The organism is Martinezella multihospitum (genome assembly GCF_900094585.1).
Classification (GTDB): Bacteria; Pseudomonadota; Alphaproteobacteria; order Rhizobiales; family Rhizobiaceae; genus Rhizobium; species Rhizobium multihospitium.
Window position 1 is genome coordinate 855095 of the sequence record NZ_FMAG01000003.1, and the last position, 21229, is coordinate 876323.

Here is a 21229-nt window from a genome sequence, read left to right on the forward strand (position 1 = left end):
ATAGCCGACAGAGGATAAGATCATGCAATAACAAATAGATGGCGCAGCCTTTGCCTTACCGTTCGAACGATTGCGCGAAGCGCCGGTTGAGCTTGTCGATGAGGACTGTATGCCGCTCGCCGCTTCGCAGTCCATCGCTAATCATCTCGGATGCATCGCTTTGGAATGCCATGTAGCCATCATGCCGCGGCCGGACATAGGCACCCTCGAGCGTCGCGCGCGTGTTGCGGTAGAAGTCGAGCGCCGGCGCATTGACGGCGTCGCTGACCCAGGCGTCGGCGTGGCCGGGTTGACCGTTTCCAATCGCATAAATGCTCGCCTGCACCGGCCCGCCAGCAATCCAGCGAGCAAAAGCCTTCGCCTCTTCCGGAGCCTTTGTGCGCGCCGAGACGGCAATGCCGGTGCCCCCCAGCGCAGAGCCGTTCAGCTGGCGACCGGCGATGACCGGCATGTCGGCAAAGGCGATCCGTGCCGGCCTGAATCCGGCAAAGGAATAGTTCACATAGCCGTAGATGAAGGGCGACGCCACATAGAGGCTGTCGGGCTGGCCCATCAGGTCGAACACGGCGATCGGGTCCATCTCGTAGCAGCTGATATCCATTCCCGAGACGAGCCGCGTCATCCAGTCGAGCACCTCTTCGCCATCGGCCTTGGCGATGAAATCCGGGCCTTCGACGACGCAGGGGGTGCCGTAATGCGCCGCCAGCGAGATGAAGGTCATCAACGAATGCGGCGGCCGCATCGGCAGGATCGCCTTGCCCTCCTTGGCCAGCGTCACGAATTCGGTGAGATCCTTGACCGGCGCGCTCAGCCGATCCGGCCGATAGGCTTGCACCTGTGTCGCCGCATCGAGCGGAAACGCCCATTGCCGGCCCTGCCAGTTATAGCTCGGATAGGAGCGCCCGACGGTGCCGGCCGCGATCGCCGCGATTTCATCCGTATGTTCAGCATCATCGAGCGGCAGCAGGCAATTCTCGCGCGTGATCTGGCCGACATGCGGGTGATCGATGACAATCAGATCATATTGGGCGGCAAGCTCGTCCACCGGAAAGGTCTCAAAATCCTGCAGAGACCGCTTTTCCCAGCTGATCTCGACGCCCGTCTTCTCCTGCCACGCCTTCGAGCAGGCGATCATCGGATCGTAGCCACGCGGATGCGACCAGGTCATTCCCTTCAACGTCACCATCAGGCTTTCTCCGCACCGGTCTTGCGCTCGACGATCAGAATGTGATCGGCGGCGAGCACGACTTCATCGCGCTGATTCAGCACCTCGCAGCGCTCGACCACACGGCCGGATGCCGGGCGCTTCGGATCATCTTCCTTCGCCGAAATGGTGACGCGCGTGCGGATCGTATCGCCGATATGCACCGGCCGGACGAAACGCAGCCGGTCATAGCCATAGGAAAAGGCGACAGGATTGATGAGCGAGGCCGTCAGCCCGACGCCGATCGCAAAGATCATCGTGCCATGCGCAATGCGCTGGCCGCCAGGCAAGGTCTTGGCGAACTCGGCATCCATGTGATGCGGGAAGAAATCGCCGGTGTGGCCGGCATGAACGACGAAATCGGTCTCGGTGATCGTCCGTCCCGTGGTCACCCTGAAATGGCCGAGTTCATAGTCTTCGAAATAGATGGTTTGCTCTGCCATTCCTCAAGCCTTCGGAAGTTCTGCAATCGGCGTCGCAGGTGCGGCGCTCGATTGATAAGCGGCCTCGACAAGCGCCATGGTCTGCCAGGCATCCTCGACGGAGCCGACCAGTTCCTGATCCTCGCCGGATGCGAAGCGCTGCAGGTTGGCCATGCGATTGACGAACGCATCCGGGAACCAGGCACCCTCCAGCTTGACCTCGACCCAATCACCGCCGCCCTCGGGGCGGATCCAGAGCTCGTCCGGCTCGCCACGGGGATAGTCGAGATTGACGCCAAGCTTCACATAGGCTGCGCCCTTGGTGCCGGCGATGCGAAACTCGCAGGCCTGGAATTTGCGGCCGAAATCATGGTCGTGATTGACAGAGAGCACGCAGCGCACCTTGTCACCATAATCGAGGATCGCCGCCGTCCGCGTCTGCGCGACATCATGGTTGGGATGGCCGATGGTCTTGGCGTGGACGCCCTGTGGATTGCCGAGCAGCCCGCGAATGAAATCGAGATAGTGGATCGAGTGCATGGCGATCTCGATCCGCGGCAGGCCTTTCAGGAAAGGCCACAGGCCCCACGGTGTGGCCAGCGCCAGCCACGCGTCGAAATCGACGACCTCGCCGAGATAGCCCTTGTTCACCGCATCATAGAGTGCCAGCATCATCGGCGCGAAACGAAGCTGGAAATTGACCGCCGCCTTGATGTCACGCTCGCGGCAGACCCGCAGGATGTCTGTGGCGCCCGCAAGATCGCTGCCCATCGGCTTCTGGATCAGCGCGAAGGAGCCGCGCGGCAATTTCGAAAGGATCGCCGCATGTGCGGCCGGCGGCGTCGCCAGATCGAAGATCGCGCCTTCGACGGCAAGCGCTTCGGCCTCGGAGGCGAAAGCCCGGATGCCCCATTGTGCGGCCAGCGCCGCTGCCTTATCAGCATTCGGATCGTAAAGGCCAGCGACCGGGAAGCCGCCTTGCTTGTAAGCCGGAAGATGCGCGTCACCGACGATGCTGCCGGCGCCGAAGATCACGATCGGGCGCGGCTTCGATGGCTTAAGCCACCATTGGCGGAGGGATGCGGGGTCGAAGGTCATGACACCCTCCCCTTGAGGGGGAGGGTCGGACCAAAGGTCCGGGGCAGGGTGATCCCTCCTCGGATGAGAAATACAATCTTATGCGCCGAGGTGGTCACTCTCACCCGCACGTTCCGCGACATGCCCCTCATCCGGCCTGTCGGCCACCTTCTCCCCGTTTTGACGGGGAGAAGGCGATGGGCGCACCCTCTGTCGTTTCTCACTCTTGCAAGCACCGAAAGGCTGCTCCGAGAAAGATCGTCCCCTCTCCCCGCCTGCGGGGAGAGGGCTAGGGTGAGGGGCTGCTCTTGGAGATTAGTCATAATGAAACACCTCCTCCATCATGGCCCACCACTCGCCTTCCTTGCGGGTCTCGAACGGCTTTTGACAGGGAATACACACGGACCACCATTCCTGGTTCTTCGGGCTTGCTGCCATCTTGCGCATATCGGCCTCGAAATCCTTGCCGACATATTCCCAATAGCCGAAGAGCAGGTTTTCCGGCTCCTTCAGGAAGATCGAGTAGTTGGTAATGTTGCAGTCTGAGATCAGCGCCAGGATCTCGGGCCAGACGGCTGCATGCAGCGCCTTGTATTCCGCGACCTTGGCCGGCTCGAGGCCGATCACCATACCCATCCGCTGCATGGCCAGTTCCTCCTCAGCCGTGGATTTCCCGGGTGAATTCGCCGATCGAGCGCGCCTTCACCGCTTCCCAGTCCCAGGCGATGCCGATGCCGGGCTCGGAGGGCGCCAGCGCCTTGCCGTCGACGATCTCCATGCCCTTGGTGGTGAGGTCGTCGAGCTGCGGGATGTATTCGACATATTTGCCGTTCGGCACGGCACAGGTGAGGCTGACATGCAGCTCCATCAGGAAATGCGGGCAAACCGGGATGTCGAAGGCTTCCGCCGCATGCGCCACTTTCAGCCAGGGCGTGATGCCGCCGATGCGAGCAACGTCGACCTGCACGATCGAGCAGGCGCCCTTCTGCATATATTCGCGGAAATGCCGGATCGAATACATGGATTCGCCGACCGCTATCGGCGTCGGCGTCGATCGCGTCAACCGGATGTGCCCATCGAGATCGTCGGCCGGCAACGGCTCCTCGATCCAGGCAAGATCAAGCTCCTTCAGACGCGCTGCCCGGCGGATCGCCTCGTCGACGGTAAAGCCCTGATTGCAGTCGGTCATGATCTCGAAACCGGAGCCGAGCGCCAAACGCATCGCGGCCAATCGGTCGTAATCCTCCGAGCCGTGCGGCTTGCCGATCTTCACCTTCGAGCCGGAAAAGCCCCTGGCCTTTGCCTGCAGCGCATCCTCGACCAACGCTTCCTTCTCGATATGCAGCCAGCCGCCTTCCGTCGTGTAGAGCGGACAGCGATCCTTGGCGCCACCGGCAAGCTTCCAGAGTGGCAGGTTCTGCTTCTTGGCCCGCAGGTCCCACAGCGCGGTATCGACAGCGGCGAGCGCCAGTGCGGTGATAGGCCCGATGGTCGTCGCATGAGTGGCGAACTCTAGTCTGTGCCAGATCGCCTCGATGCAGTCTGCGTCCTCGCCGATCAGGAGCGGCACGAGATGATCGGACAGCAGCCGCATCACGGACGAGCCGCCGGTGCCGATCGTATAGCTGTAGCCGGTGCCGGCAGCCCCGTCGCTGTCGGTGATGGTGACGATCGGCGTCTCCTGGCTGACGAAGCTCTGGATCGCATCCGTCCGCTTCACCTTCGGCGGCAGGTCCACCATGCGCAATTCAATTTTCTCAATACGTGCCATGGGGGCTATTCCTCAGATTGCCAGGCTCTTGCCAGTTTCGGTGGAGAAGAGATGCGCCTGGCTGAGATCGAAGCTCATCTTCAGCTGTTCACCGCTCTTCAGCGCGCGCGGATTGAGCATGCGTGTCACCCATTCGCGCCCGGCAAATTCGACGAAGACGAGCGTCTCGTTGCCGAGAGGTTCGGTGATGGCAACGGGCAAGGTCAGTTCGTAGACAGCCGATTCCGCGCCGGAATGCAGACCGTGGCCGGTCGGGAAGATATCGTCGGGCCTGAGACCGAAGGCGACCGTTTCGCCTTCCCGGACCCTGCCGGCAAACTGGCCCGGCAGCGGCAGACGATCGCCATTCTTGAAGACCAGCTCACCGCCCTTCAGCGTCGCCTCTTCGATGTTCATCGGCGGCGAGCCGATGAAGCCGGCGACGAAGCGCGTGGCTGGCCGCTTGAACACCTCGTCCGGCGTGCCGACCTGCTCGATATGGCCGTCGCGCATGATGACGATGCGGTCGGCCAGAGTCATGGCCTCGACCTGGTCGTGTGTCACGTAGACCACCGTCGACTGCACCTTGGCATGCAGCTTCTTGATCTCGGTGCGCATCTGCGTGCGCAGCTTGGCATCGAGGTTCGACAGCGGTTCGTCGAAAAGGAAGACCTCCGGCTGGCGCACGATGGCGCGGCCCATGGCGACGCGCTGGCGCTGGCCGCCGGAGAGCTGTGCAGGACGGCGATCCATGAGCGCGTCGAGGCTCAGAATGGTCGCTGCCTCATTGACGCGTCTGTCAATCTCGGACTGCGGCTGCTTGGCGATCTTCAGCGAGAAGCCCATGTTCTCGCGCACCGTCATATGCGGATAGAGCGCGTAGGACTGGAACACCATGGAGATGTTGCGATCGCGCGGCGGCAGATCATTGACGACGGTGTCGCCGATCTCGATCGTGCCGTCCGAGACGTCCTCCAGGCCGGCGATCATGCGCAGCGTCGTCGACTTGCCGCAACCGGACGGGCCGACTAGGGCGATGAACTCCTTGTCCGCAATATCGAGATCGATCCCGTGGACGATTTCCAGCGCACCATAGCGCTTGACGAGTTTTTTGAGGGAAACCTGAGCCATTGAGATCAACCTTTGACCGCACCGAATGTCAGACCCGACACCAGATGCTTCTGAATGATGAAAGTGAGAGCGAGCGCCGGAATGATCATCACGACCGCCAGCGCGCACATGCCGCGCCAGTCGATGGTGAACTCGGCCGTATAGTCGAGCAAACCGACGGGCAGCGTCTTGGAATCAACGGAGCGTGTCAGCTGCGAGGCGAGAGCATATTCATTCCAGCAGGTGAGGAAGGCGAAGATGCCGGCCGATGCGATGCCGGGGCCTGCAAGCGGAAATTCCACCTGCCAGAAAGCCTGCCAGCGGGTGCACCCATCGATCTGGGCTGCTTCCGCCAGGTCCTTCGGCACCTGCCGGAAGAAGCCGTCGATCAGCCAGATTGTGAAGGGCACGTTCAGTGCGACATAGGTGAGGATGAGACCGAAATGCGTGTCGATGATGCCGAGCCGCGCATAGACCATGAACAGCGGCAGCGAGAGCGCCACGCCGGGCACCGAGCGCGTCAGCATCAGCCCCAGGAACACGGCCGACTTGCCTGAGAAACGGAAGCGGGCAAAGGCATAGCCGCCGGACATGCCGATGACGAGCGCAATGGCGGTCGAGGTGATGGAGATGATCAGCGAGTTGCGGAAATAATCCCATACGGGAATGCCGCCCTGCCCCACACCGCCGAACATGGCGCGATAGGCTTCCAGCGACAGCTCCTGCGGTATCCAGACCGCGGGCTTCGCCATGATTTCCACGGTCGGCCGGAGCGAGCTGATGACGATCCAGAAGCCGGGCAGGCAGATGATGAGCATCGCGAGGAAAAGGCCGATGAGATAGGCGACCTTCCAGAGGCGGCGCTGCAGGCGTTGTTGAGCGTTGCGATCCATGATTACCACTCCGCTCCGATCTGGGTGCGGGCAAGCGCCAGCTTACGGAAGAAATAGACTGTGAAGGCGATGGACAGGAAGATCGAGACGTAGGCCATGGCGTTGGCGAGCCCCATCTGCGCGTCGGCGTAGGCGGTGCGCCCGACCAGCGTCCAGATCAGCTCCGTGCGCCGCGCCGGCCCACCATCCGTCATGATCTTGACGATGTCGTAGGCACGCGCGACGTCGAGCGAGCGGATCGTCATGGCGATGAAGGCGAACGGCATCAGGAACGGCCAGGTGACGTAACGGAAGGTCTGCCAGCTGGTGCAGCCGTCTACCTTGGCGGCCTCGACCGGCTCCTGCGGCATGGCGAGCAGGCCGGCAAGGATGAGGATCGCGAAGACCGAGGTCGACGACCAGACTTCGGCAATGACGATGGAAAACAGTGCCAGATTGCCGTCGATCAGCCAGGGAATGGCCGTCTCGGTAATGCCCAGGGATTGCAGGGCATTGTTGATGATGCCGACATTGTCGTTGAACATGAATTTGAACTGGAAGCCGACGAGAACGGGCGAGAACATCATCGGAAACATCATCAGCGTGCGCAGCACGCGCTTGCCGTGGGTCGCCTTGTTGACCAGAAGAGCCAGTCCGAGACCAAGCAGCATTTCCAGATTGAGCGCGATCGTCAAAAGCACGACGGTTCGCACGAAGGCGGCCAGAAACACCGGATCGGACAGGATGCGGATGTAGTTGCGCAGGCCGATGAAAGTGAAGAGCGTCGCCGGCCGCGTCAGGCGAAACGGCGTGAAGCTGGAATAGAAGGACAGAAGCAGCGGAAACAGAACCACGGCCACAAGGACGATGATCGCCGGCAGAAGAAGCAGGACCGGTGGAGATATTCTTTTGAGCATGGTTTGCACCTGTCGGCATTCCTCGGCAGCGTGGCCCGGACTGCGTGGAATGGATTGCTTGGGACCGAGATGCCGGCAGCAAACCGGCAGGGCGGACCGGTTCCCTAAGGCGCCGATCGAAAACCATTCTCGAACTCAGTTTGCGGAAGTCCCGCCCTCTCCCGAGCGCAGGACTTCGATTGCATCGCTTAGAGCGCGCCGGCGTCCTTCAGGACATCGGTGGCCTTCTGGGCAGCGGCATCAAGCGCCTGCTTTGAGGTCTTGTCGCCGAGGATGGCAGCCTGAAGCTCCGGATAGACGACGTTGGAAATCTCGATCCATTGCGGCGTGCGCGGAACCGGGAAGGCATACTTCATCGATTCCTGGAAGGTGCTCAACACTTCCTTCTTGTAAGGATCGGAAGCGGCCTGCTGGATATCCCAGTCCCATACGGCCTTGCGGGTCGGCAGCGTGCCGTTGGCGGCTTCAAGCTTCTGTGAATCGTCGTTGGTCAGGAACCAGACGAGAGAAGCGGCTGCATCCTTGTGGGCGCAGGATTCGGTGACCGAGAAGCCATGATGGCCGGACCAGCCGGTGTGCTTGCCGGAGGAGCCGACGGGCTGCACGACGACGCCGACATTGCCGGCAATCTTCGAGGACTTCGGATCGTTGAAATAAGTCGCCCAGCCCGGCCAGTCGAGATCGAGCGCAATGGAGCCGGAAGCGAAACCGGCGCCGAGGTCGTCCCACAGATAGTTGGTCGTGCCGGCCGGAACGGCCTTGGCCTTGTACATGTTGACGAACCAGTCGAGCGCGCGCACGCCGGCTTCGGAGTTGAAGGCAGGCTTGCCGTCCTTGTCGAGATATTCGCCGCCTTCTGCGACCAGCATTTCATAGAAGCGGCCGTTGATCGCCTCTTCCTTGCCGGGGAACTGCGTGCCGAAGAAATTCGGCGGGTTGGAGAAGAAGATCGCCTGGTCGGAAACTTCCTTCCAGGTCTTCGGCGGCGCGAGGTCGTAGCCGTACTTCGCCTTGAAGGCCGTCTTCTTGGCCTCATCATTATAGAGGCTCTTCTGATAGTAGAGCGCCGAAACGTCGAACTGGGCGCGTGGCAGCATGATCAGGCGGCCGTCGATGGTCGAAGCCTGGATGGTCGAATCGACGAACTGCGCGATTTCTTCCTTGGGCAGAAGCTTGGCGAGATCGGTGTAGAGGTCGGGGTACTGCGGCGCGAAGGACGAGTGGTTCGAGCCGACGCACCACGAAATGCTGCCCGATGCCATGTCCGACTTGATTTCCTTGTCGAGTTCGAAGTGGTTCTTCTTCGACAGAATGTTGACCTTGGCGCCCGTCTCCTTCTCCCACTCGGCAATGCGCGCGTAAAGCGGCTCGTATTGCTGACCGCCGATGAGCTTGGCATCGATCGTCACGCCCGGAAATTTGCCCGGCAGATCGGCGGCGAAGACCGAAGTGGTCGCAAGCAATGCCATCATGCCGGCAGCAAGACCGGCCTTCCAGTTCCTCATCGAAATTCCTCCCTTTAAATCGGACCCCTTGTCCGATTGCCCTCTCGACCCAAATATGGATCAATGATTTATAAGTAAACATCTTATTCATTGGCCGTCAAGCCGCGATCGTGCGCTTGTAAAATGCCTTCATTCATATATGAATGATGATTCATGTTTCTTCGCATGGGGGACGTATTGATGAGCATAGAAGACGACAGTGATCGCTACCGCGCTCCGGCGCTGGACAAGGGGCTCGACATACTAGAGCTGCTGGCGACGATCGATGGTGGATTGACGCAAGCCGAAATCGCCAAGGCGCTCAACAAGAGCCCGAACGAATTCTACCGCATGCTCGATCGCCTCGTGCGGCGCGGCTATGTGCAGCGGCAGGATGGCGATCGCTTCTATCTGACGCTGAAGCTCTTCGGCCTTGCGCATTATCATGCGCCGGTACGCCGCCTCGTTTCCTTCGCCACGCCGCTGATGCGCGAATTCTCCAATCGCGCCGAGCAGGCCTGTCATCTGGCGATCTACGATCGCGGCTCCGTCGTCGTCATCGCCCAGCAGGATTCGCCGACCTATTGGGGCATCTCGATCCGCGTCGGCGCGCAGATCAATCTCTATAATACCGGCTCCGGCCATATTCTTCTGGCATTCAAGGATGCAAAGCAGCGCCAGATGATGATCAACGAGCAGCGGCGCCAGGAGCAGGATGCGGAGGAACCGCCGGCCGATCTCGAGGAAAAGCTCTCGGCAATCCGCGAAAAGGGCTTCGAGACCATGAGCAGCCTGCAGACGAGCGGCGTACACAATATTTCCGCGCCTGTGCTGGCCATGGACGGCAACGCACTTGCCGCCCTCACCTGCCCCTATATCGAGCCCGTCAACCCGAAGGCGCCCACGCGCGAGCAGGTGGTCGAATATGTGCGGGAAGCAGCGAAGCAAATCTCCGAAACCGTGGCCGGTACGGTCGAGAAGGCCGAGTTATAATTTTTATTTGAATAAACTATTCTTCTGTGAGTATATGTTGAGCAAGCAGGTATGGGAGGAACACCATGCTTTTCGACAGCCATCTGCATATCGTCGACCGGAAACGTCTCGCCTATCCCTGGCTAGCCAGTGCCGGCGCGCTCAATCGCGACAGTCTTTACGAAGACTATGCCCGCGAGGCCAAGCGGCTTGGGATCACCGATACGCTTCACATGGAGGTCGACGTCGCCGAGGATGATATTGAACGGGAAACCGACTACGTCAAAGGCTTGAGCCGCGAGCCCGGCAGCCTGCTGCGCGGCGCCATCGCCGCCTGCCGCCCGGAGAGCCCGGATTTTCCCGCCTATCTCGAACGCGTACTTGCCGATCCCTTCGTCAAAGGCTTCCGCCGTGTGCTGCATGTCGTGCCCGACGATGTCTCCGAGAGCGCCCTCTTCCGCGAGAACCTGAAGAGACTCAGCAATACGAGACTGACTTTCGATCTCTGCGTGCTCCCGCATCAGATTTCCAAGGCGATCGCGCTCGCCGATCTCAATCCGAACGTCCAGTTTATCCTCGACCATTGTGGCGTGCCCGCTGTCAAAAAGCAGCTCAGCGAAGTCTGGTCTGCCGGAATATCAGACATAGCCAAACGCCCGAACGTGATCGTCAAGATCTCCGGCGTCGTCGCCTATACCGATCCCGACAGCTGGTCGCCGGAAACGCTGCGGCCCTTCGTCGAACATTGCATTGCAAGCTTCGGCTGGAACCGCGTCATCTGGGGCAGCGACTGGCCGGTCTGCACGCTCGGCGGCAATCTCTCCACCTGGGTCGCCGCCACCCATGCACTGATGCAAGGCGTAAGCGCCGACGAACGCAACAGCCTTTACCACCTTAATGCCAAGCGCCTCTGGTCTCTCTGAGGCCGGCGTATTTTACTGAAAGATAATGCCATGACCGCCACCGTCGGCGTATCCAGCACCCATCCGAAGACCATGCCGGCCGATCACGCCGAAATCCCCGTCTGGAATTCGGAAAACTGGTTCTATGAGGATTTCGAAGTCGGCCACAAGATCCGCTCGCTGCGCCGCACGATCTCAGAAGGCGAGTCGCAGCAGTTCAATGCGCTGGTGCTCGACATGCACCCTTATGTCAGCGACCAGATCTTCGCTGAAACCGAAGGTCTGTTCGGCAAGCGGCTAGTTGCCGGCGCCTTCGTCTTTTCCGCCGGCCTCGGGCTCGTCGCCACCAATTGCGTCAACGCCTTTTCCTATGGCTACGACAAGCTGCGCTTCATCAAGCCCACCTTCATCGGCGACAGCATCTACACCATCCGCACCAATCTCGATAAGCAGCCGAAATATGCCGAACTCGGCCTGATCCGTTCCTCCTATGAAGTCTTCAAGGGCGAAGGTGAGCTGGTGCTCTATTGCGAGCATATCCAGACGGTGCGCTACAAGAATGGCCGGCCGACGGACGCGCCGCCGCTGAAAGTCTGACATGAATACGAATAACGAAGAGGGTCTGCTCTCCGGCATTCTCGTGCTTGATATGAGCCAGTTCCTTGCCGGACCGATGGCGGCCCTCAGGCTCGGCGATCTCGGCGCGCGGATCATCAAGATCGAGCGGCCCGATGGCGGCGATCTTTGCCGCCGGCTCTATCTCAGCGACACCGAGATCGGCGGCGATTCCACGCTCTTCCACGCCATCAACCGCGGCAAGGAGAGCTTTGCCGTCAATATGAAGGATGACGGCGATCTGCAGGAACTGCGCGCGCTGATCGCCAAGGCCGACGTCATCATCCAGAATTTCCGCCCCGGCGTCATCGAAAGGCTGGGCCTCGATTACGCCACGGTTACATCAATCAATCCCCGCATCGTCTATGGCAGCATCACCGGCTATGGCCCCGACAATGAATGGCGCCACCTCCCCGGACAGGATCTGCTGGCCCAGGCCCGCTCCGGCGTCATGTGGCTGAACGGCGAAGCGGATGACGGCCCAGTGCCGTTCGGACTTGCGGTTGCCGACATGCTGGCCGGCAACCTTCTGGTCCAGGCGATCCTCGCCGGACTGGTACGCCGCGGCGTCACCGGCCGCGGCGTGCATGTGGAGACGAGCCTTCTGGAGGCACTTGTCGATTTTCAGTTCGAAGTGCTGACCACGCATCTGAACGATGGCGGCCGCCTGCCGAAAAAATCCGCCGTGCGCAATGCCCATGCCTATCTCGCCGCCCCCTACGGCGTCTATCACTGCGCCGACGGCTGGCTGGCACTGGCGATGATGCCGCTGGAAAAACTCGCGCCGCTGCTCGATCTGCCCGCGCTTGCAGACTACACGCCGGATGATGCCTTCCAGCGCCGCGACGAGATCAAAACCATGATCGCGAGCCGCCTGCAGGAAAAGACCGCTCGAGAATGGCTCGCCATGTTGGAACCCGCCGATATCTGGGCGGCGGAAGTGCTCGACTGGCCGAAATTGCTGCAAAGCGCTGCTTTCCGTAAGCTCGATATGTTGCAGACGGTGAGCCGCGACGACGGAACGTCCGTGCGCACGACGGCAAGCCCGATCCGGGTAAATGGTCTTAGAGCCAAGAATGACTTGGCGGCGCCGACGATCGGTGGGCAATCTGAGAAGGTCAGGGCGGAGTTTCTTCGGTAACTCATCGCGCCTCGCATTTGCTACACCCGTGATACCCCCCTCTGTCACTGTCGTGACATCTCCCCCACAAGGGGGGAGATCATTGGGGCGCATCACCAGCCCTCCCAATGACGCACGAACGGTCAGCGGATACGAGGCAAGCTATTTTGCGACGGCGGCGTCTCGGGTTACCAATCTCCCTCCTTGTGGGGGAGATGTCACGACAGTGACAGAGGGGGGTATCGTGGGCGCGGTAGATTCGTTCTCCCGGTTTAAAACATAAAAAGGGCACCGCATCGCTGCGGCACCCCTCGCAACTGTAATGCTTCTCTCAGACGAGAGAACCCAAACCGCCTCAAGCAGCAGCGAGCTGCAGCTCCTTGCTGACCATGGCGCGCAGCGTGCCGAGGTCCTTGGCGAAGGCGCGGATGCCTTCGGAGAGCTTCTCGGTTGCCATCGCGTCTTCGTTCATCATCCAGCGGAAGGTCTTTTCGTCGACGGCGATCTTTTCGACCGAGCCCTTGGGCTCCGGCGAGAGCTTGCGCTCCAGCTTGCCCTGATCGGCAGCGAGTTCATCGAGCAGGTTCGGGCTGATCGTCAGGCGGTCGCAACCAGCCAGCGCTTCGATTTCGCCGGTGTTGCGGAAGGAGGCGCCCATGACGATCGTCTTGATGTCATTGGCCTTGTAGTAGTGGTAGATGTCGCGAACGGAGATAACGCCCGGATCTTCCTCAGCCGTGTAGTCCTTGCCGGTCGACTTCTTGTACCAGTCGAGGATGCGGCCGACGAAGGGCGAGATCAGGAAGGCCTTGGCGTCGGCGCAGGCGATCGCCTGGGCCTTGCTGAAGAGCAGAGTCAGGTTGCAGTCGATGCCTTCCTTCTGCAGCACTTCGGCTGCACGGATGCCTTCCCAGGTGGAAGCGAGCTTGATCAGGATGCGGTCGCGCTCGATGCCGCGCTCCTTGTAGGAAGCGATGATGGCGCGGGCCTTGGCGAGCGAGGCTTCGGTGTTGAAGGAGAGGTCGGCGTCGACTTCGGTCGAGACACGGCCGGGAACGAGGCCGGAAAGCGCTGCACCGACGGAAATGGCCAGGCGGTCGGCAACGGCATGCACGACGGCTTCCGAGGCGCCGCCCTGCTTCTTGCCCCAGGCAACAGCTTCCTTGATCGCATCGGCGAACATCGGCGTGCCGAGTGCCTTCAAGACGATGGTCGGGTTGGTGGTGCAATCCACCGGCTTCAGGCGAGCGACTGCCTCGATATCGCCGGTATCGGCCACGACCGTCGTCATGGCGCGGAGTTGATCAAGCTTGGAAGTCATAACAGGTATCCTTGTTGAATGAGGCCCATTTGGATGGGAGATATCGGGCGGCAGATCCGGTCTTTCGTCGGACGGGACGTGGAGGCGTCAGGGATGCAGCCTTCCTTCTCCTATGTTTCGGTAACGGGATAAAAACAGCGAAAGTTCCATTTCCGGTGAACGGCCGAGCGATGAGGAGACAACCTTGCGAAAACAAGCTTTCCACCGGCACCGGGCGCCCTATATGGCTCCCCGTCCGGTCTGGCACTTGCTCGCAGCAGCACTCGCACATTGTCCTCCTCGACTGGACAAGACCGAATTCCTCAGCGCTGACTATCAGCAATCTCGCACGGAAAAGTCAAGGACATTTGTGCAATTCGATTGACATAAGTTTCATGTCATAGAATATCGGCAGCAGAAGAGCCGATCTCGCCTGCTCCTGTCATCCGCCGTTGCCCCATTTTCGCTTTCCGGGGTGATCATGATCCTAAAAGGCGCATGCGACAATCTTGCCGGAGGACCTGTGGCCAAACTGAGACGCGGAACCCATACCGCCTATTCGGAAACCTCCTCCCTGAGGCTTCGCGCCGCATGGCTCTATTACAATCAGGGCCTGACGCAGAAGGACGTCGCCGAGCAGCTCGGCATCAGCCGCACCACCGTCATCCGCCTGCTTGATGAGGCCATGCGCCGCGCCGAAGTGCAGATCTGGATCACCGAAGGCATCGATGACTGCGTGGAGCTGGCCATCAAGCTCGAGCGCACCTATGGGCTCGATGAAGCCATCGTCGTTCCCGAGCCGGCCGGCGGCAATGTGAACGCACAGGCAAAGAGCGTCGGCCTGGCGCTCGGCCAGTTCCTCACGGAAGCCATCCCCGACAATTACACGATCGGCGTCGGCTGGGGCCGGACGATGACGGCTTCGCTCGCAAGCTTCCGCCCTCCCCGCCGTGACAATTGCAAGGTGGTCTCCCTGCTCGGCGGCATCGTCGCCGTCCACCAGACCAACCCGATCGATTATACCTGGCGCCTGGCCAGCCAACTCGGCGCAGAATGCTACATGTTCCTGGCGCCGCTGCTGGTCGATTCCGTCGAGACCAAGCGCAATCTCATCGAAAAATGCGGCCTCGAGACCATCTACCGGCTGGCGGAAAACCTTGATCTCGCCATCGTCAGCTGCGGCGACATCGGCCCGCACTCGACATCGCTGTCGGAGGGTTTCATCTCGAAGCGCGAGCTGGAAGAGCTGATCGACATGGGCTGCGTCTGCGACACCATGTTCAACTTCCTCGACGCCGACGGCAATTCCGTCGATCACCCGATCAACAAGCGTGTCATGTCCGTCGATCTCGATACGCTGAAAAAGGCCAAGCACATCGTGATCTCCTCCGGCGGCGCGCACCGCGCCCAGGCGATCAGCGCCACCATCAAGCGCATCGGCTGCAATACCTTGATTACCGACGAAAGTGCCGCCAAGGCGCTGCTGCAGATGGCGATGGCGAAGGCGGCTTGAGCAACTACATCTGAGGATGCGGAGGGTGCATACCCCCCTCTGTCACTTCGTGACATCTCCCCCACAAGGGGGGAGATTGGTAATGCGAGACAGCCTCTTACTTCAAAGCAAACATCGAGTCTGCTGAACCTGCAACAGCTAGGCAATTCATCAGGGCGAGCCCAAAACTCCCAACGATCTCCCCCCTTGTGGGGGAGATGTCACGAAAGTGACAGAGGGGGGTATCAGAGCCTCAGCAATCACTGAACTTTCGATGCGAACCCTCAAGCATCCCCCGATTCCCACCCGAGCATCGCCCTCTTGCGCGTCAGCCCCCAATGATAGCCCGTGAGCTGTCCATTCTTGCCAAGCGCGCGATGACAAGGCACGACGAAGGAGATCGGGTTGCGGCCGACAGCTGCGCCGACGGCACGCATCGCCGTCGGCTGGCCGATATCCCTCGCGATGTCGGAATAGGTGACGGCGCGGCCCATCGGTATCTTCAACAAGCTTTCCCAGACGCGAAGCTGGAAATCCGAGCCGATCAGCACGACGCGCAGCGGCTGGTCGCTCGACCAGTTCGAGCGCTCGAAGATGCGCGCTGCGTAAGGTGCCGTTGCATTCGGGTCTTCGATAAACTCTGCATTCGGCCAGCGGCAGGTCATGTCGGCAAGACAGGCCTTCTCATTGCCGACATCGCTGAAGGCGAGACCGGCAAGGCCGCGATCCGTGACCATGATCAAGGCGAGGCCGAAGGGCGAGATGTGGAACGCATAGCGCATCACCAGGCCGCTGCCCCTCGCCTTCCATTCGCCTGGCGACATAGCCTCATGCGTGACGAAGAGATCGTGCAGCCGGCTCGGGCCGGAAAGGCCGACCTCGAAGGAGGTTTCGAGCAGTGGCAGATCCTCCCTGCGGAGGAGCCGCTTGGCATGATCGAGCGTGACGGCCTGCAGGAAGGCCTTGGGTGATAATCCAGCCCAGCGCGTAAACGTCTTCTGCAATTGAGTCGGCGACTGGCCGAGCCGATCGGCAAGCATTTCCAGCGACGGCTGGTCGCGATATTCCTCGGTGATGAGCTCGATGACCTCCCGCACGGTCTCGTAGTCCTGACCTTCCGGGGTAATGTCTTTCTTCAGCTGTGCAATCGCATTCATGATCTTTCTCCTTGGAAAGGAGAAAACCACGGCAAGAGGGCTAAAACCACCCGTTTCTTGCGCAAGTGGCCTCTCTGCGAAAATGTGATCTGGCGTGTCCCGATCCGCCGTTCATATTCGTTGCGTGACGGTTGCCAGCGCCCGCTTGAAGGCCTTGGCAAAACTCTCGCGATCTTCAGGATTGAGGAAGGAGCCGACATCGGTGTCGTGGCTTCTGTCACGCACATGCATCGATACGACCCCGATTTCGCGATGGCGGCGAACGAGGAAGCGCGTCCAGAACGGATTGAATTCGTGCTCCACCATACGGCCCGTCGGCGAGAACTTGCGGATGGAAACATTGGTGCGCGACACCGTCACCTCTTCCCGCACACGGCCCGACCGGTAGTTCAGCCAGAAGGCGCCATAGAGCAGGAAGAAATCGGCGCCGAAGAAGAAGCCGATCGGCCAGGCTCCCCGCGTGATGAAGAAGATGCTGTAAAAGAGGCAGAAGGTGCCAGCCAAGGCCAGCATGATCTTGAACCCCTTTCGCGGCAGCGAGCGATGGGGAAACAATTCGGCGGCAAAAACCGGCCTGTTGCCGTCTGTAGCCGTATCGGCGTTGCGTTCCGTCATGGGACTTGAGTATAGGTCGTTTATGGCAAATCCAAAGATCAAATCCATCGCCCAAACCGCGAAAAAGTCAAATGCGACCGCAGGCCGCAAGCCGGCGGCCAAAAGCCTCTATTCCAGGGCGGACCTGGAAGAGATCTTCCGCCGCTTCTCGATCCAGCGGCCGGAACCGAAGGGTGAGCTGGAACACGTCAATCCCTTCACGCTCGTCGTTGCGGTGGCACTTTCAGCGCAAGCGACCGATGCCGGCGTCAACAAGGCGACACGCGCCCTCTTCGCGATTGCCGACACTCCTCAGAAAATGCTCGATCTCGGCGAGGAGCGCATCCGCGACTATATCAAGACGATCGGCCTTTACCGCAACAAGGCGAAGAACGTCGTCGCACTATCGGAAAAGCTGATTACCGATTTCGGCGGCGAGGTGCCGCGGACGCGCGAGGAGCTGATAACCCTGCCAGGTGTCGGCCGAAAGACTGCCAATGTCGTGCTCTCCATGGCTTTCGGCCAGGCGACGATGGCGGTCGACACGCACATCTTCCGCATCGCCAACCGGCTGCTGCTCGCTCCCGGCAAGACGCCGGACGAGGTCGAGCAGCGGTTGATGCAGATCATCCCCGACCAATATCTCTACCATGCGCATCACTGGCTGATCCTGCACGGGCGCTACTGCTGCAAGGCGCGCAAGCCCGAATGCGAACGCTGCGTGATCGCGGATCTCTGTCGCTCGCCGGAAAAGACCTGGGACATCCCCGCTCCCCTGGTCGAACTTCCGGCGCAGATCATCGGGGCTGAAGCGGCAGGCTGAACCTATCGAAGGCGCGGGTTCGCTTCCTGGTGCGAGATCAGCTTGTGCAGATGCACCATCATGCCGGCGGCAAAGAGCGGCGTCAGCAGATTGAGAAGCGGGATTGCCAGAAAGGCCGCGATGACCAGGCCAGCAAGAAAGACCGTGAAGGCGTGCTTGACGCGGAATTGCCGCGCCTCGTCCGGCGATCGGAAGCGCATGGCGGCGAATTCGAAGAATTCCCGTCCGAGCAGATAACCGTTCACCAGAAAAAAGGCGATCAGATTGACGCCCGGGATGAACAGCAGGAACAGCGCCACGATATTGCCGACGATGACGACGCCGAGAAACCGCACGGAGCTCTTCATCGCAGCGACGATCGGCATCGCCGTTCCGGGCGCATCGCCCGGATAGTCGCGTTTTTCTACAACTTCAGCGACATCATCGAGAAAGAGCCCGGCGATCAGGGCCGTGACCGGCGAAATCAGCAGCGCCATCGCCAATGCCAATGCGATGCCGGCGAAGATGGCAAGGAAGAGCGTAAGCCAACCCGTCCAATCCGAGGTGGACGGCATGAAGCCCTGCAGCCAAGGCAATACCAAGGAATTGAAGGCGCCGCGCAGGACGAACCAGAGCACGAGAAGCGCCAGCAATGTGAGGCCCAGGACCTTCCAGAAAACCTTGCGCGTCTCCGGCGCAAAGAGATTTTCGAAGGAGCGGCGGGCAGCAAGGCCAATCATTCGGTCTACCTCTTTTGGTGGTAACCGGACACTTAAGACGCAGTTGCATCGATATCAATATCCCGTGCAAATATATGAATGTGTCAATTAAAAATTTGAATTATTGTAATACAGTTTGCACTAATATATTCTGTACGCCACATTAAGAACAACAACCGCAACAAGATCGGCGACCCGATCGAAATTGAATGGCCAATTGACATAGAAATTGGCGCGACAGAACATCGAAAAGACCACCAAAGAGGCGCAAAACTTGGAAGACCTTAGTCAGAAACTTAGACAATATATAAAGATCGGCACTCCGGCCGAACGAAGAATTGCTAAGTATTTCTCCGAGCATCTAAATGAACTACCGTTCGAGACGGCTTCCTCCGTTGCCGACAGGCTGGAACTGAGCCCGATGACGGTAGGACGATTTCTGCGGTCGCTCGGCTATCACGGTCTCGATGGGATAAAGGTGCACCTCAAGGAAAACGCGCCCAGCCTCACGTCGCAATTGCCTAATATCCTCGAACAGCTTCAGAAGGACGCAAGCGAAGGCCGTCCGCTTGCAACGCAGATTGCCGAACAGGTCGAGATGCTGCAGCATATCTACAACCTCGCCGGCCAGCCGCAATGGCACGACGCGGTTGCGACGATTCTGTCCTCCGGCAATGTCTTCATCACATCCCACCCCAGTCTCGCGGGGATCGGCCGCTATTTCCGCGACCGCCTGACCTTTGCCCGTGATCAGGTCCTTTTCCTCGACGGCGCCAATGGCAGCTATATCGAGCTGTTCGGCGAGCCATCCGAGGATGGTCTGCTCGTTGTCATCGACTCCCCCGGCTTCGTCACGTCGCGCCTTCTGGCGCGCTCGGCTCGTCGCGCGGGCTGCAAGGTATTGCTGGTAACCGGTCAATTCACAGAATGGGCGCATGAATTCGCAAACATCACGCTGTCGCTGCCGCCGCAACGGGCCAATAGCCGCGAAAACCTTTCAGCCATAATGGCGCTGCTCGAATATCTGGCGATTTCAGTTGCTCACGCCGCGGGTGAAACGGCGGAAATGAGGACCCGCCGCATAGAAGAACTTCAAGGTATATTCGCCCAGGCGCCGCTTCGGTAAGCCGCCTATTCCATGGCGTCCAGTTCCGCGCGGTGGCGGTACATGGCGAGGAAGCGCCGGTAATCGCGATCGTAGAGTTCTTTCTTTTCGGCATTCGGCAGCCGCTCGTGACCGCCAGGGTACATTGCGGCACCGGCCGCACCCAGGCTTTCATGGAGACCGCAGGAGACCGAGGCGGCAATTGCCGTGCCGAGCAGTACCGCCTCATTCATCTTCGGGATCACGACCTTGCAGCCGGTCACGTCGGAGTAGAGTTCCATCAGCACCGAGTTCTTCACGTGGCCGCCGGCGACATGCAGCGTGTCGGGCACGTAGCCGTAATCCCGCATCCGCTCTAGGATATGGCGAATGCCGAGCGCAATGCCGACGCTGGTGCGCCAGTATAGCCGGCAGAGGCCGTCGAAAGAGGCGTCCAGCGTCATGCCGCTGATGACGCCCAATGCATGCGGATCGGCGAGCGGCGACCGATTGCCGTGAAAATCGGGCAGCACATGGATACGCCCGCCAAGGGAATCACCCTCCGCAAGCCTGAGCTCCGCAATCCGCCGGACGATACGGTCATGCAATGCCGCCGTCGGCGGCCCGCCGGCTGCATGCATGCTGACAATATGGTCGAGCAATGCGCCCGTCGCCGACTGCCCGGCCTCGGCAAGCCACATCCCCGGGAAGACCGCCTCGTAATACGGTCCCCACATGCCCGTGCTGCGTTTGCGCTCGCGCGCAAAGGAAACCACGCAGCTCGATGTTCCGGCAATCAGCGCCAATTGATGCTCCAACGTGGCGGCATCGCCAGCATGGGCTGCAAGCGCGCCGAGCGCGCCCGCATAGGCGTCGATCATGCCCGCGCCGACATGGCAGCTGCGATCCAAGCCCAAGGCCTCCGCCGCCTCCGCCGTCAGCGTGCCGATGCTCCTGCCGACCGCGACGCTCTCCTCGGGCAAGCCGCCGCGCTCCCGCAAATCGCCAAGGCCGATCACGTTGAGAAAATCGGCCTGCCAGCCCGGTTGGCGGTGCGCCAGATAATTCCATTTCGCCACAAGCGTCGAGCGCGACCGCGCAAGCGAGCCGGTCGCCTTCCAGGTCATGAAATCGGCAAGGTCGAAAAAGTAGCCGGCCTCGGCCCAGCTTTCCGGAAGGTTCTCCTTCAGCCACATCAGCTTCGGCATTTCCATTTCCGGCGACATGAACTCGCCGGAATATTCGAGAACCGCATGCTTGGTCGCCGTGCAGTAATCGGCCTCGGCAAGCGCGCGATGATCGAGCCAGACGATGGTGTCGAACCTCTTCTCCCCGCCGGTGGAAACGGTGAGTTGTCCGCCATCGCGATCGCGCACGACAAGCGAACAGGTGGCATCAAAGCCGATCGCACCGATGACGGATGCATCGACGCCGGAGGCCTTCACGGCCATGCGAACGGCAGTACAGACGGCAGCCCAGATGTCTTCGGAATCATGCTCGGCGTGGTTCTCGCGCGGGCGATTCATCAGGATCGGATGCTCGGCTTTTCCCAGCAGTGAGCCGCTCGCCGTGAAGACACCGGCGCGCGCGCTGCCTGTGCCGATATCGACCGCAACCACGTGATCACGCATGCAAA

The 21229-nt window shown here is 60.5% G+C and carries 21 protein-coding genes; 7 read left to right on the forward strand and 14 right to left on the reverse strand.

Going from position 1 to position 21229, the window contains the following annotated elements; translation table 11 throughout:
* Positions 1–55: 55 nt before the first annotated feature.
* From GA0061103_RS15725 to GA0061103_RS15770, 9 genes are all read right to left on the reverse strand, one after another.
* The gene (locus GA0061103_RS15725) at positions 56–1186 is read right to left on the reverse strand and encodes an extracellular solute-binding protein (RefSeq protein WP_167376583.1); all 1131 of its coding nucleotides are present in this window, start codon (positions 1184–1186) and stop codon (positions 56–58) included.
* Positions 1186–1647, reverse strand: coding sequence for a MaoC/PaaZ C-terminal domain-containing protein (locus GA0061103_RS15730; protein ID WP_092712582.1), 462 nt, complete (start codon positions 1645–1647; stop codon positions 1186–1188). Before GA0061103_RS15730 ends, GA0061103_RS15725 begins: the two co-directional genes overlap by 1 nt.
* A 3-nt stretch (positions 1648–1650) precedes the next feature.
* A complete protein-coding gene (locus GA0061103_RS15735) occupies positions 1651–2724 on the reverse strand; it encodes a Gfo/Idh/MocA family protein (protein ID WP_092712583.1) in 1074 nt (357 codons plus the stop codon).
* A 294-nt stretch (positions 2725–3018) separates the two neighbouring features.
* A complete protein-coding gene (locus GA0061103_RS15745; RefSeq protein WP_092712585.1) occupies positions 3019–3348 on the reverse strand; it encodes an L-rhamnose mutarotase in 330 nt (109 codons plus the stop codon).
* Between the two features lie 13 nt (positions 3349–3361).
* Positions 3362–4474 (reverse strand): mandelate racemase/muconate lactonizing enzyme family protein, encoded by a 1113-nt coding sequence (locus GA0061103_RS15750; RefSeq protein WP_092712586.1) that lies wholly within the window; start codon positions 4472–4474, stop codon positions 3362–3364.
* Positions 4475–4486: 12 nt separating this feature from the next.
* Positions 4487–5584 (reverse strand): ABC transporter ATP-binding protein, encoded by a 1098-nt coding sequence (locus GA0061103_RS15755; RefSeq protein ID WP_092712587.1) that lies wholly within the window; start codon positions 5582–5584, stop codon positions 4487–4489.
* 5 nt (positions 5585–5589) lie between these two features.
* On the reverse strand, positions 5590–6456 hold the full coding sequence (locus tag GA0061103_RS15760) for a carbohydrate ABC transporter permease (protein ID WP_092712588.1): 867 nt from the start codon (positions 6454–6456) through the stop codon (positions 5590–5592).
* A 2-nt stretch (positions 6457–6458) separates the two neighbouring features.
* Complete coding sequence (locus tag GA0061103_RS15765; protein ID WP_092712589.1) at positions 6459–7352, reverse strand: carbohydrate ABC transporter permease; 894 nt, start codon at positions 7350–7352, stop codon at positions 6459–6461.
* 188 nt (positions 7353–7540) lie between these two features.
* Complete coding sequence (locus GA0061103_RS15770; protein ID WP_425349508.1) at positions 7541–8824, reverse strand: type 2 periplasmic-binding domain-containing protein; 1284 nt, start codon at positions 8822–8824, stop codon at positions 7541–7543.
* A 213-nt stretch (positions 8825–9037) separates the two neighbouring features.
* Between GA0061103_RS15770 and GA0061103_RS15775 the strand changes: the two genes are divergently transcribed.
* The 4 genes from GA0061103_RS15775 to GA0061103_RS15790 all read left to right on the forward strand — a co-directional run bounded on the left by GA0061103_RS15775 (position 9038) and on the right by GA0061103_RS15790 (position 12466).
* The gene (locus GA0061103_RS15775; RefSeq protein WP_092712842.1) at positions 9038–9829 is read left to right on the forward strand and encodes an IclR family transcriptional regulator; all 792 of its coding nucleotides are present in this window, start codon (positions 9038–9040) and stop codon (positions 9827–9829) included.
* 65 nt (positions 9830–9894) lie between these two features.
* Entirely contained in the window at positions 9895–10731 is an 837-nt protein-coding gene (locus tag GA0061103_RS15780) for an amidohydrolase family protein (protein ID WP_092712592.1), read from the forward strand.
* Between the two features lie 30 nt (positions 10732–10761).
* The gene (locus GA0061103_RS15785; protein ID WP_092712593.1) at positions 10762–11307 is read left to right on the forward strand and encodes a MaoC family dehydratase; all 546 of its coding nucleotides are present in this window, start codon (positions 10762–10764) and stop codon (positions 11305–11307) included.
* Between the two features lies 1 nt (position 11308).
* The gene (locus GA0061103_RS15790; RefSeq protein ID WP_092712594.1) at positions 11309–12466 is read left to right on the forward strand and encodes a CaiB/BaiF CoA transferase family protein; all 1158 of its coding nucleotides are present in this window, start codon (positions 11309–11311) and stop codon (positions 12464–12466) included.
* A gap of 334 nt (positions 12467–12800) precedes the next feature.
* Here the strand turns inward: GA0061103_RS15790 and tal are convergent, their stop codons facing one another.
* Positions 12801–13766, reverse strand: a complete 966-nt coding sequence (gene tal / locus GA0061103_RS15795; RefSeq protein ID WP_092712595.1) for a transaldolase — start codon at positions 13764–13766, stop codon at positions 12801–12803.
* 502 nt (positions 13767–14268) lie between these two features.
* Between tal and GA0061103_RS15800 the strand changes: the two genes are divergently transcribed.
* Positions 14269–15258, forward strand: coding sequence for a sugar-binding transcriptional regulator (locus tag GA0061103_RS15800; protein WP_092712596.1), 990 nt, complete (start codon positions 14269–14271; stop codon positions 15256–15258).
* Between the two features lie 263 nt (positions 15259–15521).
* Here GA0061103_RS15800 and GA0061103_RS15805 read toward each other — a convergent pair whose 3' ends face one another.
* The gene (locus GA0061103_RS15805) at positions 15522–16394 is read right to left on the reverse strand and encodes a methylated-DNA--[protein]-cysteine S-methyltransferase (protein ID WP_092712598.1); all 873 of its coding nucleotides are present in this window, start codon (positions 16392–16394) and stop codon (positions 15522–15524) included.
* Positions 16395–16505: 111 nt separating this feature from the next.
* Positions 16506–17009, reverse strand: a complete 504-nt coding sequence (locus GA0061103_RS15810; RefSeq protein WP_092712600.1) for a DUF2244 domain-containing protein — start codon at positions 17007–17009, stop codon at positions 16506–16508.
* On the opposite strand from GA0061103_RS15810, the gene nth reads away from it, so the two are divergent.
* Positions 17008–17811 (forward strand): endonuclease III, encoded by an 804-nt coding sequence (nth, locus tag GA0061103_RS15815; protein WP_092712601.1) that lies wholly within the window; start codon positions 17008–17010, stop codon positions 17809–17811. The two genes, GA0061103_RS15810 and nth, sit on opposite strands and share 2 nt — an antisense overlap.
* A gap of 2 nt (positions 17812–17813) precedes the next feature.
* Here nth and GA0061103_RS15820 read toward each other — a convergent pair whose 3' ends face one another.
* Entirely contained in the window at positions 17814–18530 is a 717-nt protein-coding gene (locus tag GA0061103_RS15820; RefSeq protein ID WP_092712603.1) for a sulfate transporter family protein, read from the reverse strand.
* Positions 18531–18783: 253 nt separating this feature from the next.
* Between GA0061103_RS15820 and GA0061103_RS15825 the strand changes: the two genes are divergently transcribed.
* Positions 18784–19635 carry a MurR/RpiR family transcriptional regulator gene (locus GA0061103_RS15825; protein ID WP_092712844.1) on the forward strand — a complete coding sequence of 284 codons (852 nt, stop codon included), beginning with the start codon at positions 18784–18786 and terminating at the stop codon, positions 19633–19635.
* Positions 19636–19640: 5 nt separating this feature from the next.
* On the opposite strand, the gene GA0061103_RS15830 is transcribed toward GA0061103_RS15825, so the two are convergent.
* The gene (locus tag GA0061103_RS15830; RefSeq protein ID WP_092712605.1) at positions 19641–21224 is read right to left on the reverse strand and encodes an FGGY-family carbohydrate kinase; all 1584 of its coding nucleotides are present in this window, start codon (positions 21222–21224) and stop codon (positions 19641–19643) included.
* Positions 21225–21229: the final 5 nt, after the last annotated feature.

What these genes read in the sequence shown, in the direction of transcription:
- GA0061103_RS15725 (WP_167376583.1), bottom strand. Translation starts at nt 1,186, where the DNA reads ATGGTGACGTTGAAGGGAATGACCTGGTCGCATCCGCGTGGCTACGAT.
- GA0061103_RS15730 (WP_092712582.1), bottom strand. Translation starts at nt 1,647, where the DNA reads ATGGCAGAGCAAACCATCTATTTCGAAGACTATGAACTCGGCCATTTC.
- GA0061103_RS15735 (WP_092712583.1), bottom strand. Translation starts at nt 2,724, where the DNA reads ATGACCTTCGACCCCGCATCCCTCCGCCAATGGTGGCTTAAGCCATCG.
- GA0061103_RS15745 (WP_092712585.1), bottom strand. Translation starts at nt 3,348, where the DNA reads ATGCAGCGGATGGGTATGGTGATCGGCCTCGAGCCGGCCAAGGTCGCG.
- GA0061103_RS15750 (WP_092712586.1), bottom strand. Translation starts at nt 4,474, where the DNA reads ATGGCACGTATTGAGAAAATTGAATTGCGCATGGTGGACCTGCCGCCG.
- GA0061103_RS15755 (WP_092712587.1), bottom strand. Translation starts at nt 5,584, where the DNA reads ATGGCTCAGGTTTCCCTCAAAAAACTCGTCAAGCGCTATGGTGCGCTG.
- GA0061103_RS15760 (WP_092712588.1), bottom strand. Translation starts at nt 6,456, where the DNA reads ATGGATCGCAACGCTCAACAACGCCTGCAGCGCCGCCTCTGGAAGGTC.
- GA0061103_RS15765 (WP_092712589.1), bottom strand. Translation starts at nt 7,352, where the DNA reads ATGCTCAAAAGAATATCTCCACCGGTCCTGCTTCTTCTGCCGGCGATC.
- GA0061103_RS15770 (WP_425349508.1), bottom strand. Translation starts at nt 8,824, where the DNA reads ATGATGGCATTGCTTGCGACCACTTCGGTCTTCGCCGCCGATCTGCCG.
- GA0061103_RS15775 (WP_092712842.1), top strand. Translation starts at nt 9,038, where the DNA reads ATGAGCATAGAAGACGACAGTGATCGCTACCGCGCTCCGGCGCTGGAC.
- GA0061103_RS15780 (WP_092712592.1), top strand. Translation starts at nt 9,895, where the DNA reads ATGCTTTTCGACAGCCATCTGCATATCGTCGACCGGAAACGTCTCGCC.
- GA0061103_RS15785 (WP_092712593.1), top strand. Translation starts at nt 10,762, where the DNA reads ATGACCGCCACCGTCGGCGTATCCAGCACCCATCCGAAGACCATGCCG.
- GA0061103_RS15790 (WP_092712594.1), top strand. Translation starts at nt 11,309, where the DNA reads ATGAATACGAATAACGAAGAGGGTCTGCTCTCCGGCATTCTCGTGCTT.
- tal (WP_092712595.1), bottom strand. Translation starts at nt 13,766, where the DNA reads ATGACTTCCAAGCTTGATCAACTCCGCGCCATGACGACGGTCGTGGCC.
- GA0061103_RS15805 (WP_092712598.1), bottom strand. Translation starts at nt 16,394, where the DNA reads ATGAATGCGATTGCACAGCTGAAGAAAGACATTACCCCGGAAGGTCAG.
- nth (WP_092712601.1), top strand. Translation starts at nt 17,008, where the DNA reads ATGGGACTTGAGTATAGGTCGTTTATGGCAAATCCAAAGATCAAATCC.
- GA0061103_RS15810 (WP_092712600.1), bottom strand. Translation starts at nt 17,009, where the DNA reads ATGACGGAACGCAACGCCGATACGGCTACAGACGGCAACAGGCCGGTT.
- GA0061103_RS15820 (WP_092712603.1), bottom strand. Translation starts at nt 18,530, where the DNA reads ATGATTGGCCTTGCTGCCCGCCGCTCCTTCGAAAATCTCTTTGCGCCG.
- GA0061103_RS15830 (WP_092712605.1), bottom strand. Translation starts at nt 21,224, where the DNA reads ATGCGTGATCACGTGGTTGCGGTCGATATCGGCACAGGCAGCGCGCGC.